The organism is Bradyrhizobium liaoningense (genome assembly GCF_018130785.1).
GTDB lineage: Bacteria > Pseudomonadota > Alphaproteobacteria > Rhizobiales > Xanthobacteraceae > Bradyrhizobium > Bradyrhizobium liaoningense_A.
Genome location: NZ_JAFCJT010000002.1, coordinates 110,423 through 124,482 on the forward strand (window position 1 = coordinate 110,423; position 14,060 = coordinate 124,482).

15 protein-coding genes are annotated in these 14,060 nt (G+C 65.6%); 9 read left to right on the forward strand and 6 right to left on the reverse strand.

Annotated features, from left to right (window positions below; all coding sequences use genetic code 11):
• Nucleotides 1-72: 72 nt before the first annotated feature.
• Both JQ627_RS06135 and JQ627_RS06140 read left to right on the forward strand, forming a co-directional pair.
• The gene (locus JQ627_RS06135; RefSeq protein WP_212483277.1) at nucleotides 73-903 is read left to right on the forward strand and encodes an N-acyl homoserine lactonase family protein; all 831 of its coding nucleotides are present in this window, start codon (nucleotides 73-75) and stop codon (nucleotides 901-903) included.
• 81 nt (nucleotides 904-984) lie between these two features.
• Entirely contained in the window at nucleotides 985-1,863 is an 879-nt protein-coding gene (locus tag JQ627_RS06140) for a DMT family transporter (protein ID WP_212483278.1), read from the forward strand.
• Here JQ627_RS06140 and JQ627_RS06145 read toward each other — a convergent pair.
• Both JQ627_RS06145 and JQ627_RS06150 read right to left on the reverse strand, forming a co-directional pair.
• Nucleotides 1,860-2,051, reverse strand: coding sequence for a hypothetical protein (locus JQ627_RS06145; protein ID WP_212483279.1), 192 nt, complete (start codon nucleotides 2,049-2,051; stop codon nucleotides 1,860-1,862). The two genes, JQ627_RS06140 and JQ627_RS06145, sit on opposite strands and share 4 nt — an antisense overlap.
• 31 nt (nucleotides 2,052-2,082) lie before the next feature.
• Nucleotides 2,083-3,240, reverse strand: coding sequence for an MFS transporter (locus JQ627_RS06150; RefSeq protein ID WP_212483280.1), 1,158 nt, complete (start codon nucleotides 3,238-3,240; stop codon nucleotides 2,083-2,085).
• A 161-nt stretch (nucleotides 3,241-3,401) separates the two neighbouring features.
• Here JQ627_RS06150 and JQ627_RS06155 point away from each other — a divergent pair, with 161 nt between their 5' ends.
• Nucleotides 3,402-4,661, forward strand: coding sequence for an adenylate/guanylate cyclase domain-containing protein (locus JQ627_RS06155; protein WP_212483281.1), 1,260 nt, complete (start codon nucleotides 3,402-3,404; stop codon nucleotides 4,659-4,661).
• 27 nt (nucleotides 4,662-4,688) lie between these two features.
• Here JQ627_RS06155 and JQ627_RS06160 read toward each other — a convergent pair whose 3' ends face one another.
• Entirely contained in the window at nucleotides 4,689-5,936 is a 1,248-nt protein-coding gene (locus JQ627_RS06160) for an MFS transporter (RefSeq protein WP_212483282.1), read from the reverse strand.
• Between the two features lie 169 nt (nucleotides 5,937-6,105).
• Here JQ627_RS06160 and JQ627_RS06165 point away from each other — a divergent pair, with 169 nt between their 5' ends.
• Complete coding sequence (locus JQ627_RS06165) at nucleotides 6,106-7,458, forward strand: Nramp family divalent metal transporter (protein ID WP_212483283.1); 1,353 nt, start codon at nucleotides 6,106-6,108, stop codon at nucleotides 7,456-7,458.
• Between the two features lie 5 nt (nucleotides 7,459-7,463).
• On the opposite strand, the gene JQ627_RS06170 is transcribed toward JQ627_RS06165, so the two are convergent.
• The 3 genes from JQ627_RS06170 to hemB all read right to left on the reverse strand — a co-directional run bounded on the left by JQ627_RS06170 (nucleotide 7,464) and on the right by hemB (nucleotide 10,198).
• Nucleotides 7,464-8,240, reverse strand: a complete 777-nt coding sequence (locus JQ627_RS06170) for an arginyltransferase (RefSeq protein ID WP_212483284.1) — start codon at nucleotides 8,238-8,240, stop codon at nucleotides 7,464-7,466.
• A gap of 130 nt (nucleotides 8,241-8,370) precedes the next feature.
• Nucleotides 8,371-8,910: an RDD family protein gene (locus tag JQ627_RS06175; protein WP_212483285.1), complete on the reverse strand. Its 540-nt coding sequence runs from the start codon at nucleotides 8,908-8,910 to the stop codon at nucleotides 8,371-8,373.
• Between the two features lie 226 nt (nucleotides 8,911-9,136).
• Entirely contained in the window at nucleotides 9,137-10,198 is a 1,062-nt protein-coding gene (gene hemB, locus JQ627_RS06180) for a porphobilinogen synthase (RefSeq protein ID WP_212484058.1), read from the reverse strand.
• Nucleotides 10,199-10,336: 138 nt separating this feature from the next.
• Between hemB and JQ627_RS06185 the strand changes: the two genes are divergently transcribed.
• The 5 genes from JQ627_RS06185 to glyA all read left to right on the forward strand — a co-directional run bounded on the left by JQ627_RS06185 (nucleotide 10,337) and on the right by glyA (nucleotide 14,059).
• Nucleotides 10,337-10,840 (forward strand): DUF6163 family protein, encoded by a 504-nt coding sequence (locus JQ627_RS06185; protein WP_212483286.1) that lies wholly within the window; start codon nucleotides 10,337-10,339, stop codon nucleotides 10,838-10,840.
• Between the two features lie 435 nt (nucleotides 10,841-11,275).
• Nucleotides 11,276-11,794, forward strand: coding sequence for a transcriptional regulator LdtR (gene ldtR / locus JQ627_RS06190; protein WP_011087797.1), 519 nt, complete (start codon nucleotides 11,276-11,278; stop codon nucleotides 11,792-11,794).
• A 201-nt stretch (nucleotides 11,795-11,995) separates the two neighbouring features.
• Nucleotides 11,996-12,232 (forward strand): hypothetical protein, encoded by a 237-nt coding sequence (locus JQ627_RS06195; protein WP_212483287.1) that lies wholly within the window; start codon nucleotides 11,996-11,998, stop codon nucleotides 12,230-12,232.
• Nucleotides 12,233-12,269: 37 nt separating this feature from the next.
• Entirely contained in the window at nucleotides 12,270-12,491 is a 222-nt protein-coding gene (locus tag JQ627_RS06200) for a hypothetical protein (RefSeq protein ID WP_212483288.1), read from the forward strand.
• Nucleotides 12,492-12,760: 269 nt separating this feature from the next.
• Entirely contained in the window at nucleotides 12,761-14,059 is a 1,299-nt protein-coding gene (glyA, locus tag JQ627_RS06205; RefSeq protein ID WP_212483289.1) for a serine hydroxymethyltransferase, read from the forward strand.
• Nucleotide 14,060 lies beyond the last annotated feature (1 nt).

A 14,060-nucleotide genomic window follows, 5' to 3' on the forward strand; every position in this document is an offset into this window, starting at 1 on the left:
ACGGAATTCGGCGGCGCGGCCGGGGTTGATCCTCGATCGCAGCCATACAAGGCTCTGCAAAGGGGACCAAGGATGATGCCCAGGATGAAGTTTGCTCTCGCCGTCGCCGCGCTGGCTCTGTTCGGCCACGCCGCCGTTGCGCAGTCCGAGAAATCAGGCGTCGAAAAGCTCTACGTCCTCAATTGCGGGGAGGGCACCGCCGGCGACATCTCGCGCTGGACGCCCGGCCTGAACGAAGGCAAGTCGATGGACTTCGTCGACAGCTGCTATCTGATCAAGCACAGCAGGGGCTGGTTCCTGTGGGACACCGGCATCGCCGACGCCGTCGCCGCCATGCCGAATGGCCTTGTCCCCGCCGATCCCAAGGCCGTGACCTGGCGCCGGCCGAAGACGCTTGCCGCCCAGCTCGAACAGCTCGGGCTCAAGCCTGACGACGTCAAGGCGATGGCGGTCTCGCACACCCATCCCGACCATACCGGGAATGTCGAGCTGTTCCCGCAAGCCACGCTCTACGTGCAGAAGGCCGAATATGACTGGCCCGGCGCCAACAACGAGCCGCGCTTCAAGCCCTCGCATCCCGTCGAGCTGCTCACCGGCGACAAGGACGTGTTCGGCGACGGCAGCGTGACCATCCTGTCGACGCCCGGCCACACGCCGGGACACCAGTCGCTGCTGGTGAAATTGCCGAAGACCGGCGCGGTGGTGCTGTCGGGCGACGCCGTCCACTTCAGGGATAATTGGGACAATCGCCGCGTCCCCAGCATGAACGCCAACAAGGACATGAGCGCGGCCTCGATGCAGAAGATCGCCGACACGCTGACCAAGGAGAAGGCGCAGCTCTGGATCAACCACGACAAGGCCCAGCGCGACAGCCAGAAGATGGCGCCTGAGTTCTACGACTAGCGTTTGCGCCGAGGCTGCTGCCATGATGCTGGCAGCAGCAGCGTGCTACGGGCCCGGAAAGCTCCGCGACAGGAGATGATCGTGGGAGAGTGGGCCGGGGTTGCGATCGCGCTGGCGTCGAGCATCCTCGGCGGAACCGCCGCGGCGATCACCCGATATCTCGTCGGCGGCGCCGATCCGGTTCTGCTCGCGATCCTGCGCTGGGGGATCGGCTTTCTCTGCCTCCTGCCGTGCGCGCTCCTGCTCGGCGTGCGCTGGCCGCAGCGGTCGGACTGGCCGGCGGTGGCGCTCCTCGGCATCTGCTTCTTCGGCCTGTTCTTCATCCTCTACAACATCGCGGTGTCCTACACGACCGCCGCACGCGCCAGCCTCGCGCTCGCGACGCTGCCGCTCCACACCATGGTGGTCGGCGCGCTGCTCGGCGTCGAGCGGTTGACGGCGCGCAAGATTATCGGCGTCGGCATCGCCGTGCTCGGTGTGACAGCGGCGCTGGCGGCTGGCCTCGCCCAGAGCCCGCCCGGCGCCTGGCGCGGCGAGCTGATCATGACCGGTGCCGTGTTCTGCATGGCGTTCTACAACGTGCTGTCGCGCCCGCTGATGCAGCGCTCCAGCGCATTGGGTTTTCTCACCGTTGGCATGGGGGCGGGCGCCGCCGTGCTGGTGCTGGCGGGGTTTGTGAAGGGCAGCTTTGCGGCGCTCGATCACTTCACGACGGGGCAGTGGATTGCCGGCATCTATCTCGGCATCGGCGGTGGCGCGCTCGCCTTCATCCTGTGGGTCATGGCGCTGGCGCGCGCGACGCCGACGCGCGTCGCCAATACGATGACGGTCAATCCGATTGCCGCGACCTTGCTGGCGGCGCTGCTGATCGGCGAGCCGATCACGGCAAACCTTCTGATCGGGCTGGTCGCCGTGTTCGCGGGCATCTGGATCGCGACCAGCGAGGCGAAGCCGGTTTAGCTCTTTGGCGCAGTGACCGCCGGCGGGTTCGCGTCCGGCGCCTTCTTCGGCTTCAGCGAACCGACGTAGAACGAGACCAGCCACACCAGCAGGACGGCGAGCAGATAGACGCCCCAGGCCTGCGGCCGCGTGGTCGCCCAGCGCAAGAGGCCTTTGAAGGTGCGGGGCGGGCCAGTGTCATCGCTCATGGCCCGCTTGTGCGCGAAAGCGGTTGCGCGGTCAATCCGGCCGCGGTCCCGGGCGTACCAGGAGCAGCGCGGCCAGGGCGGATAGGCTGAGCGCGGACGAGACGATCAGCACCTTGGCGCCCATGATGTCGATCAGCAGGCCGAAGGCCAGCGGCGCCACGGCCTGCGCCATTCTTGCCGGCGCGCCGATGATGCCGAGGCGGTAGCCGAAATCCTTCGGGCCGAAGATCGATAGCGGCAGCGTGCCGCGTGCGATGGTCAGGATGCCGTTGCCCGAGCCGTGGAACAGCGCAAACGGGCTCGCCGCGGCACCGCCGAAGATCGCCACGATCACCGCGCCGATTGGATGGGTGAGGCAGGCGAGCCGTGTCGACCACAGCGGATGGAAACGGCTGAGGACGCCCGCTTCGAGAATGCGCGCGGCGACCTGGGCCGGGCCGATCAGCGCGCCGGCAGCGATCGCCTCGACCGGCGTCGCGCCAGTTGCTTCCAGGATGCGCGGGAAGTGGGCGGCCATCGCGCCGGTGACGGTCCACACGGCTGCGAAGATGAAGGCGAGCAGGATCATGGTGCGGTCGAGCGGCAGGTGCGGCTTCTCGGCCGTGGCGGCGGCCTGCTTCGCCCCCTTGATCGCCGGCAGCATGAAGAAGTTGAGGGGCAGGCCGATCAGGATGTTGGCGGCAGCCCACGCGAAACAGGTGTCGCGCCAGCCGATATGCGACAGGCCCCAGGCCGTGAGCGGCCAGCCGACGGTCGAGGCGAAGCCTGCCATCAGCGTGATGCCCGTGATGGGCCTGCGCGCTTCGGTGCCGTAGATGCGGCCGAGGGCGGCGAAGGCGGCGTCGTAGAGCCCCATCGCCATGCCGATGCCGAGCACGAGCCAGGCGAACGCCATCACCGGGACGGAGTGAGAGAAGCCAAGCAGGGTGAGGCCGGCAGCGATGGTCAGGTTCGAGGCCGACAGCACCTGCCGCCCGCCGACGAGATCGATCTGCCGTCCGATGCGCGGGCCGAGCATCGCCGAGATCACCAGCGAAGCCGAGAACGCGCCAAAAATCCAGTTGGAGGAGACGCCGAGATCGCGTGCCATGGGATCGGCGATCAGCGCCGGCAGATAGTAGCTGGAGGCCCAGGCGAGGGTCTGCGTCGTACCGAGCGCCAGGATGATCGGAAGCTGGCGCTGGCTCATATCCCTGTATTTCCGGTCGGCGGAGTCATCCGTTGCATTTGCAGCCCGCAGCGACAGCGCGTCAACAGCGTCTGCGGCATATTCGACCTGCTGCGGAAGTAGCCTTGGGCGCGTGCGGACATCCGCCTTTCGCTGGTCATGAATACACGCCATAATGGCGCATGCAATTGACCTCGCGCCTAGCGCTGATGAACTGGCTGACCGGCCAGGGGCTCACGGGCCTGCCCGAAAACGAACTGCTCAGGGGGTTCTGCGAGCGCTGTCGCGCCGAGGGCCTGGAACTTTCGCGCGCGCTGGTCGTCATCGACACACTGCATCCGATCTACGAGGGGCGTGGCTTCCGCTGGAGCGACCGCGCCAGCAACGAGAGCGAAATGTTCGAGTACGGCTCGACCGCCGAGGGCGATGCCAACAAGAGCTGGCGCCGCTCGGTGTTCTTCCACATGCTCGAGCATGGCCACGACGAGATGGTGATCGATCTTGCCGACGCGCCGTCGATGGATTTCTCGCAGATCGGCGAGCTCGCCGAGAAGGGCCACAAGCACTATCTGGCCTTCGTGCATCGCTTCGGCGAGAACGGCGCGCTCGGGCTGATGGACTGCCTCTATTCCTGCTGGACCACGCGGCGCGATGAAGGGTTTGACGAAGCCCAGCTCGAGGCCATGCGTGGTCTCGTGCCGGTGCTCGGGCTCGCGATTAAGTCGGCGCAGCAGGTCGACATCGCGCGCACGCTCGGGCGGGTCTATCTCGGCCGCGGTGCCTCCGAGCAGGTGCTGGGCGGCCGCATCTCGCGCGGCGTCACCGAGCGGATCAAGGCCGTGCTCTGGTACTCGGATTTGCGCGGCTCGACCGGGATCAGCGAGAGCATCGGTCCCGACGAGATCATCCCGTTCCTCAACGATTATGCGCAGGCCGTGATCGACGCCATCCACGATGCCGGCGGCGACGTGCTGAAGCTGATCGGCGACGGTGTGCTCGCGATGTTCACCGGCGAGGACATGGCGCATGCCCGGCGCGCGGCACTCCGTGCCGAGCATCTGTTCCGCCAGAACGTCGCGGGGCTGAACAAGCGGCGGGAGGCCGACGGTCGTCCAACCACGTCCGCCTATATCGGCCTGCATGTCGGCGAGGTCTTTTACGGCAATATCGGCAGCGAGGACCGGCTCGATTTCACGGTGGTCGGCCCGACCGTCAACGAGGTCAGCCGCATCGCCTCGATGAGCCGCTCGGTCGACCGCGAGCTCCTCGCATCCGCGGAGTTCTACAAGGGCCTGGACGCCGCCGGCCGCCGCTATCTCGTCTCCACGGGCCGCTACGCGCTGCGCGGCATCGGCCGCGCGCAGGACCTCTACACGCTGGATCCCGATGTTGACGCGAGCGAGCCGGTGACGGGGAGCTACGAGCGGTATCTGGCGAACTAGGCCGGGCTATCGCAATGACGGCGTGGGCTAACACCGCGCCGCCACCGCCTCATCTCCCACCATGGCCGGCTGCCGGTCCAACGCCACCGCAGGCGACAGCCAGATCACCAGCGCCTGCACGCCGAACACGGCGGCTGCGAGATAGAGGCACGCTTCCGCGCTCCAGAAGCCGCCGACGATCGCGCCCAATGCCGAGCCGAGCGGGCGGGCGCCATAGCTCATGATGTTGATCGCGGAGACGCGCCCCAACAGGCGCGGCGGCGTCACCGACTGGCGCAGGGTCGTGGTCGAGATCACCCACAGGATCGGCCCGACGCCGAGCAGGAAGAAGCTCACGCCCGCGAGCCACGGCGAGGGCACCAGCACGGTCAGCGCCATCACCACCGCGGCGACGAAGCCGGTGACCGGGCCAAGGCCGACCACCGTGCCGAAGGCGATGCGTTTCATCACGCGCGTGGCGAACAACGCGCCGATCACCATGCCGATTCCGTACATCGTCAGCACTGTGCCGACGCCTGCGGCCGTCAGGCCGAGATGGCGCACCGCATAGGGCACGAACACGGCGATCTGGAGGAACCAGCCGGTGTTGAAGATGAACTGGGTAATGAACACCGGCCGCAGCAGCGGATGTTGGAACACGAAGGCCGCGCCCTCGCGGATATCCTGGAACGGATGCCGCCGCGGCACCGGTGCGCGCGCCGGCTCGTAGATGCCGGAGAGCAGCACGACGGCGATGGCCGAAAGCGCCGCGGCAAAGCCGAAGGCCGGGCTCGCGCCCCACCAGCCGACCAGCGCGCCGCCGAGCGCGGGCCCGCTTGCAAAGGCGATGGTGCGGGCGAGCTCGATGCGGGCATTCGCCGACGGCAACAGCTCCGCGCTCACCAGCGAGGGCACCAGGGCCGGCGCCGCCACGCTGTAGACGACCGTGCCGCATACGGCGGCAAAGCCGAGCAGAGCCAGCAGCGGCAAATTGAGCGCACCAAGTGTGAGCAGCAGCACAATGGCCGCCAGCGCGATCGCTCGCAGCGCTTCGGCACCGGCCATCAGCGAGCGGCGGGAGATGCGGTCGGCGAGCAGGCCGGCCGGAATGGCGAACAGGACGAAGGGCAGGGTGAGGGCGGTCTGGAGGAGGCCGGTCTGGCCTTCCGCAACCCCCAGCGTGAGCACGGCGACGATGGGAGCTGCGGCCAGTGCGATCTGCTCGGCCGATTGCGCCGCCAGGTTGGACCAGGCGAGGCGGTTGAACGTGTCGGGGAGGCGAAGCGGATTTGACATGGCTCATTTCCTGCAAAGTCGGATTGGCGCCAGTATCCGCTCCCGACGCTGGCCAAACCCACCCGGTTCCCGACAGGAGCGGGGAAAGCGCGGCCGCGCCGGGAACCGATGCGGCTAGATGCAGTTGCAAATGAATTGCAATAAGGCTCGACTTCGGTATTCTGACCGCATGGATGCCCGATCGCCCGATCTGACTAGTGATGCCACCGGCTGGCGCAGCGATGCGCCGACCACCAAAAGCCTTGCCGAGGTGAATGCCACGGTCGCCATTCCCGCCGCGGGGCAGTGGTGGCGGCGGCTGCTGGCCTTCGTTGGCCCAGGCTATATGGTCTCGGTCGGCTACATGGACCCCGGCAATTGGGCGACCGACCTCGCCGGCGGTTCCAGGTTCGGCTACACGCTGCTCTCGGTCATCCTCCTTTCAAACCTGATGGCGATCCTGCTGCAGTCGCTGGCGGCGCGGCTTGGCATCGTCACCGACCGAGACCTCGCCCAGGCCTGCCGCGCGACCTATTCGCCGGCGGTGAACTTTCTGCTCTGGCTCGCCTGCGAGGCCGCGATCATCGCCTGCGACCTCGCCGAGGTCATCGGCACCGCGATTGCGCTGAAACTGCTGTTCGGCATTCCCCTGATCGGCGGCGCGCTGCTCGCAGCCCTCGACGCCTTCCTGCTGTTGCTTTTGATGAACCGCGGCTTCCGTTTCCTCGAAGCCTTCGTCATGGCGCTGCTGGCCGTGATCGCGGTGTGCTTCGCGGTCCAGGTCGTGGCGGCTGCACCGCCGGTTGCCGAGGTGCTGCGCGGCTTCATGCCGAAGGCGGAGATCTTCACCAACTCCGAGATGCTCTACATCGCCATCGGCATCATCGGCGCCACCGTGATGCCGCATAATCTCTATCTGCATTCTTCCATCGTGCAGACGCGCGCCTATGAGCGCAACGACACCGGCCGGCGCGAGGCGATCAAATGGGCGACGACGGACTCGACCATCGCCCTGATGCTGGCGCTGTTCATCAACGCCGCGATCCTCGTCGTTGCGGCCGCGACCTTCCACAAGAGCGGCCATTCCGACGTCGCCGAGATCGGCCAAGCCTTCGAGCTGTTGTCGCCGCTGCTCGGCCTCGGCATCGCCTCGACGCTGTTTGCGATTGCGCTGCTCGCCTCGGGCCTGAACTCGACAGTGACGGCGACGCTCGCCGGCCAGATCGTGATGGAAGGCTTTCTCGACCTGCGTTTGCCGAGCTGGGCGCGCCGCCTCTTGACTCGCGGCATCGCCATCATTCCTGTGATCATCGTCACCGCGATCTACGGCGAGCGCGGCACCGCCGATCTGCTGGTGTTCAGCCAGGTCGTGCTGTCGATGCAGCTGCCCTTCGCCGTCATCCCGCTGGTTCGCTTCGTCTCCGACCGCCGCAAGATGGGCCAGTTCGCGATACCGACGTCGGTCGCCGCGATCGCGTGGATCGTGGCGGGCGTCATCGTGGTTCTGAATCTGAAGCTGCTGGCCGATACGCTGTTCGGGTGAACGCCCTAATCCTGCGGCTCTGACGTCGCGTCACCTTGCGCATCGATGCGCAGCCAGCCTGACGGCGCCAAGCGCTGCTGCGGCAGGAAGCGGGCCTTGTAGTCCATCTTCTTGGAGCCCTCGATCCAGTAGCCGAGATAGACGTAAGGCAATCCTTGCCGGCGGGCGCGGGCGATGTGGTCGAGGATCATGAAGGTGCCCATCGAGCGGCTGACCTGGCTCGGCTCGAAGAAGGAATAGACCATCGACAGGCCGTCGCTCAGCACGTCGGTGAGCGCCACCGCGATCAGCTCCTCGCCGCGGCCGGTGATGCCGCTGTCGGGGCCGCGCTTGCGGTACTCGATGATGCGGGTCTCGACATGGCTGTCCTCGACCATCATGGCGTAGTCGAGCACGGTCATGTCGGCCATGCCGCCATGGCGGTGGCGGGAGTCGAGATAGGCGCGAAACACCGAATATTGCTCGGAGGTCGGCACGGCGCTGCGCTGCTCGCCGATGATGTCGGCGTTGCGTGCGATGACTTTGCGGAAGTTGCGGGAGGCGCGAAACTCGTTGGCAATGACGCGGACCGAGACGCAGGCGCGGCACTGGTCGCAGGCCGGCCGGTAGGCGATCGACTGGCTGCGGCGGAACCCGCCATGGGTCAGCAGGTCGTTGAGGTCGCCAGCGCGCTCACCCACGAGGTGCGTAAACACCTTGCGCTCATGCCGGCCCGGAAGATACGGGCAGGGAGAGGGCGCCGTGAGGTAAAATTGGGGGGTGTCGCGCGAGTGCTGGGTCAAGGGACGTCGTGGGCCTCCGAAATGGGTATTAGCATCGCGCTACGAAGGCCCCTGGTCAATCGGTCTACTCGGCAGATCAGATCAGTCAGTTTAGTCGGTCCTGGTTGATAGGTCCTTGATCATCAGCTTCTCAGTAGGTCCTTGCGGCCTGCGGCACGGGTGCGCGGACGGAATTGTTGATCACGACCGTTCCCAGCACGAAATCATGCAGCAGGCGCCGGCGGCCGTTGAACAGCCCAACCAGCACCACGAAAGGTGTCAGGAACGAGACCGTCACCCAGAACAGCACGGCATGGGTGGCGCCGAGCACGAAATAGCCGGGCGCGCCGTACCAGGTGCGCAGCTCCAGATCCATCAGGCGCATGCCGATCGTCGCGGACGAGGGACCGCCGATGCAGGCGCCGTAATAGACGATGGCCCAGACCACGGAGGCCGGCCAGGCGATCCCGAACAGGAGAAAGCCGACGCCGAGCGTGACCACGCCGAACAAGAAAATGAAGACGTAGCCGAGGATCACCGGCACCGAGATGATGACCAGGTCGATCAGGAAGGCGAACGCCCGCCGCGTCGCGACGCCGCGGAACAGTTCCGGGTGCAGGTCGGGGTCGTAGGCGTGCGGCTGCACCGCGCCGTCATTGCGCCAGGCATTGCCCGAGTCCGAATACGACATAGTCCGTCCTCACAGAGGGAAACTCCCGTGGCAGGACATGGGAACAGCTCATCCCCGTGCCAAGGGCGCGGGTGTCACCAAGCCGAAATATTCCGGCGATTCGGGGGCGGGGACTTAGAAGGGCTGTAGGGTGGGCAAAGGCGCGTAGCGGTGCCCACCATTGCTCGCTGTCGTGCAAGATGGATGGACTGGTGGGCAAGCTTCGCTTTACCCACCCTACGGCATCTTATCCTTGGGCGCGCAGCTTCTCCGCCACCTTCGGTGCGAAATAGCTGAGCACGCCATCGGCGCCGGCGCGCTTGAACGCCAAGAGGCTCTCCATCATCGCGCGTTCGCCGTCGAGCCAGCCGTTGTTGGCGGCGGCCGCGATCATCGCGTATTCGCCGGAGACCTGGTAGGCGAAGGTCGGCATCGCAAACGTGTCCTTCACGCGCCGGACGACGTCGAGATAGGGCATGCCGGGCTTCACCATCACCATGTCGGCGCCCTCGGAAATGTCGAGCTCGACCTCGCGCAGCGCTTCGTCGGTGTTGGCGCTGTCCATCTGGTAGGTACGCTTGTCGCCGGTGAGCGTCTTGGCCGAGCCGATGGCGTCGCGGAACGGGCCGTAGAAGGCGGAGGCGTATTTGGCCGCATAGGCCATGATCTGCACGTCGAGCAGGCCTGAGCGGTCCAGCCCCTCGCGGATCGCGGCGACGCGGCCGTCCATCATGTCGGAGGGCGCGATGATGTCGCAGCCGGCTTCGGCCTGTACCAGCGCCTGACGCACCAGCACCGCGACAGTCTCGTCGTTCAAAATCTTGCCGTCGGAGATCAGGCCGTCATGGCCGTGGCTGGTGAAGGGATCGAGCGCGACGTCGCAGAGGATGCCGATCTCGGGAAGCTCCTTCTTGATCGCGCGCACCGCCTGACAGACCAGATTGTTCGGATTGGTCGCCTCCGAGCCTTCCTCATCGCGCAGCGACGGGTCGGTGTAGGGAAACAGCGCGAGGCAGGGGATGGTGAGCTTCATGGCGCGCTCGGCCTCGCGGACGGCCTGGTCGACGCTCAGGCGCTCGACGCCCGGCATCGAGGCGATCGCCTCACGCTTGTTGTTGCCGTCGATCAGGAACAGCGGCCAGATCAGATCATCGGTGGTGAGCACGTTCTCGCGCACCATGCGCCGGGCCCATTCGGCCTTGCGGTTGCGGCGCGGGCGGACGGTCAGATCGAGGGCAGGGGAGGCCGCAGCGCCATCCCGGCGCGAAACCTCGCGCAATTCGATCGGACGTCCGTATTTGATCGCCATCATTCTTCCTCCGGCTGGAATTATTCTTATACCAGCTCGCATGGTTCCCGCCACCGCGGCTTGACCTGCCGCAAGGCAGAATTGAACTCACTTGGGCAGCCGATTGATTTTGCGGGGCGAAGCAGCCAGAAGGGGGCCATGTCCGAGATCTCCACCCGCGATGCGGCCCGCGACGGCGCCAGTGCCAGGGACGCCGCCAGAGACAACGCCAGAGACAACGCGATGTCGGTGGCGGCGATTTCGTCGGAGCGCCAGGAGTCCGACGACAATGTCTGGACGCGCCGGCTCGTGCTGTTCCTGCGGGTGATGGCGCTGCTGTCGATTCTGAAGGGCCTGTATCACTGGGCCCAGGTCACCGGCTTCGTCGGCGGCGAGGACGAGGCGTTCGAGAACCAGTCGATGGCCTGGCAGGCCGCCACCGTCTATTTCGCCGTGATCGAGCTCGTCGCCGCGGTTGGCCTCTGGCTCGCCACGCCGTGGGGCGCGGTGGTGTGGCTGACGACCGTGGTGTCGATGGCGGTGATCGAGCTGATGTTCCCGGGCATCTACGGCGGCAGCCTGATCGTCGTCGGTGTCGAAGCCTTCATGCTCGCCGCATATCTCGCGCTCGCCTGGATGGCCGCGCGCGAGAGACCGCCGTAGCAATCGCACGTGCGGGCATTTTTGCAGGATGGGTTTCGTTTCGCTCTACCCATCCCACGGTCTGTTCCGCTCCGGGACATGCAACGTTTCACGCGCTTGGTTGACCGTTGGTTGCGTAAAATTCGACGTAACTTTTCGCTAACCAGCGTGTTCCGCCACAGCTCTTACGCGCCCGTTTCGAAACGGGGCGGCCCTGTGCTGGAATGCGACAGAGGTGGCGGACGGAGGGTGAACAGGAACTTGCGAAGGTCAACAGACAGTTGCGAAAAGCCCTTGTGGCACAGGCTTAATCCGCAATTCACTGTCTTAAATTCATGATCTCTTTATTCTCTTATTTAAGCCGATCTTCAAACGCCCCCCTTAAGTTGCACCTATCAGACGGAGCACAAGTTTCGTCGAATAAGTGTCGATAAAAACGACAACAGGGGAAGTGTCATGATGAAAGCCGTCGCAACCGCGGCCGATACCGCAGAGCGCGTCTCCGGCCAGCAGGGTTCGGTGCAGTCGCTCTATCTGGAAGCTTTGACTCTGGTGGAGCGGCTGCATCGCCGGCTCCTCGACGTCATCAAGGATGAATTCGATCGCCGCGGCCGAGCGGACATCAACTCGGTGCAGGCGCTCCTGCTTTACAACATCGGCGACAAGGAGCTGACCGCGGGCGAGCTGCGCACGCGCGGTTATTATCTCGGCTCCAACGTCTCCTACAATCTGAAGAAGCTCGTCGAGCTCGGCTTCCTCGATCATCAGCGCTCGCGCGTCGATCGCCGCTCGGTGCGCATCCGCCTGACCCCGCAGGGCCAGGAAGTCCGTCGCATCGTCGACTCCCTCTACCAGAAGCACGTCAAGACGGTAGAGCAGGTCGGCGGCATCTCGGGCGAGGAGTTCTCGACCCTCAACAAGTCGCTGCACCGCCTCGAGCGGTTCTGGACCGACCAGATCCTGTATCGTCTCTGAGCTCGTTTCGACGGGACTTGGCCAAGCCGGCCCACAACAAGACCGGCAAGCCTCCCGAACGTGCCTGACCTCCCCAAGCGCGCCGGCCCGGCTTGTCCCGGACCGGTGCGTTTTGTCGTTTTCGCGGCTGCGAAATAACTACCCAGCGGGGCGGAACCAGTTCCTCGCGCCGCAGTTGTTACTGCGGATCGGAGGGATGCGATGCTGGTCGAGCGCGGGCTTCAGGCAATGAACGTCGAACTCGTGAGCGATGCCTATGCCATCGCTGCGAATTACCTCCGCCGTTCCGGCGCGATTCCCGACACGCTGGTCACCAACGAACGCCTGCTCGAGATCATCATCAAGCTGCTCCAGCGCGGCGAATTCAACAAGATCAGGCTCGCCAACAAGGCGATCGCCCGGTTCGAGGCGCAATCCGAGGCCAGGGCGGTTGCCTGATCAAAACTCCCAGAATTCAAGTGAACCAGAGGGTGCCATGGAAGCTGCCATCGACCGCATCATGCAGACCTATGACCTGCTCGCCAACCGCACCGCGGCGGCGAGCGAGGAGGCGCGCATGAAGGTCACGACCTATCTCAATACCTTGATGGAAGCCGGCGAAAAGGACCCCCACAGGTTGACGGTGTGCGGACTGACCTATCTGCGCCAGCTCGATGGCAGCGTGGACCCGGTGAAGGCGGGGTATACGGGGCTTTAGGGGGCGGTCCGGCTCGCATCGGCCGACGCCGGCACGGATTTTAGGGTCCAAACCGGACCCTTCGGGACGGATCAAGTCGGACGGTTCAAAGAGCCGTCCTCCCGCCCGAATCCTTCGATCCCCACCATATCTTGCATAAATATCAGGCCCGACCCGCAAATACTTGGCCGGGGGCGGGTGATGTGGTAGATCGCGCTCGCCGCTTCCGATCGCCACACCAGACCGCCCGTAGCCCGCCAAAAGGCTGCGGCGGTGGAGATATTCGCAAGATGACCTCAGCCAGAACCGCCTCCGCGCCCGACTCGTTTTTCACCGCCTCGCTCGACCAGGCCGACCCGGAAATCGCCGCCGCCATCAAGGGCGAGCTGGGCCGGCAGCGCCATGAGGTCGAGCTGATCGCCTCCGAGAACATCGTCAGCCGTGCCGTGCTGGAAGCGCAGGGTTCGGTGATGACCAACAAGTACGCAGAGGGTTATCCGGGCGCGCGCTACTACGGCGGTTGTGAGTGGGTCGATGTCGCCGAAAACCTCGCGATCGATCGCGCCAAGAAGCTGTTCGGCGCCAACTTCGCCAATGTGCAGCCGAACTCCGGCAGCCAGATGAACCAGGCCGTGTTTCTGGCGCTGCTGCAGCCCGGCGACACCTTCATGGGCCTCGACCTCGCGGCCGGCGGCCATCTCACCCACGGCTCGCCCGTCAACATGAGCGGCAAGTGGTTCAAGGCCGCGCACTACACGGTGCGCCGCGAGGACCAGATCATCGACATGGACGCGGTCGCCAAGCAGGCCGAAGAGGTCAAGCCGAAGCTGATCGTCGCCGGCGGCTCGGCCTATTCGCGTGCCTGGGACTTCAAGCGCTTCCGCGAGATCGCGGACAGCGTCGGCGCATACCTCCTGGTCGACATGGCGCACTTCGCGGGCCTCGTTGCCGGCGGCGTGCATGCGTCGCCCGTGCCGCATGCCCACGTCACGACCACCACGACGCACAAGTCGCTGCGCGGTCCGCGCGGCGGCCTGATCCTCAGCAATGACGAGGCGCTCGCCAAGAAGCTCAACTCGGCGATCTTCCCGGGCCTGCAGGGCGGCCCCCTGATGCACGTGATCGCGGCGAAGGCGGTTGCCTTCGGCGAGGCGCTGCGTCCGGACTTCAAGATCTATGCGAAGAACGTCGTCGAGAACGCCAAGGCGCTGGCCGAGGCGATGAAGAGCCACGGGTTCGATATTGTCTCCGGCGGCACCGATAACCATCTGATGCTGGTCGACCTCCGGCCGAAGGGCCTGAAGGGCAACGTCTCGGAGAAGGCACTGGTCCGCGCCGCCATCACCTGCAACAAGAACGGCATTCCGTTCGACCCCGAAAAGCCCTTCGTCACCTCGGGCCTGCGTCTCGGCACTCCGGCGGCGACGACCCGCGGCTTCGGCGTCGCCGAATTCCAGCAGGTCGGCGGCATGATCGCCGAGGTCCTGAACGCGATCGCGCAGTCCGACGACGGCAAGGCGCCGCTGGTCGAAGCCGCGATCAAGGAACGGGTCAAGGCGCTAACCGATCGGTTCCCGATCTATCAGTAAG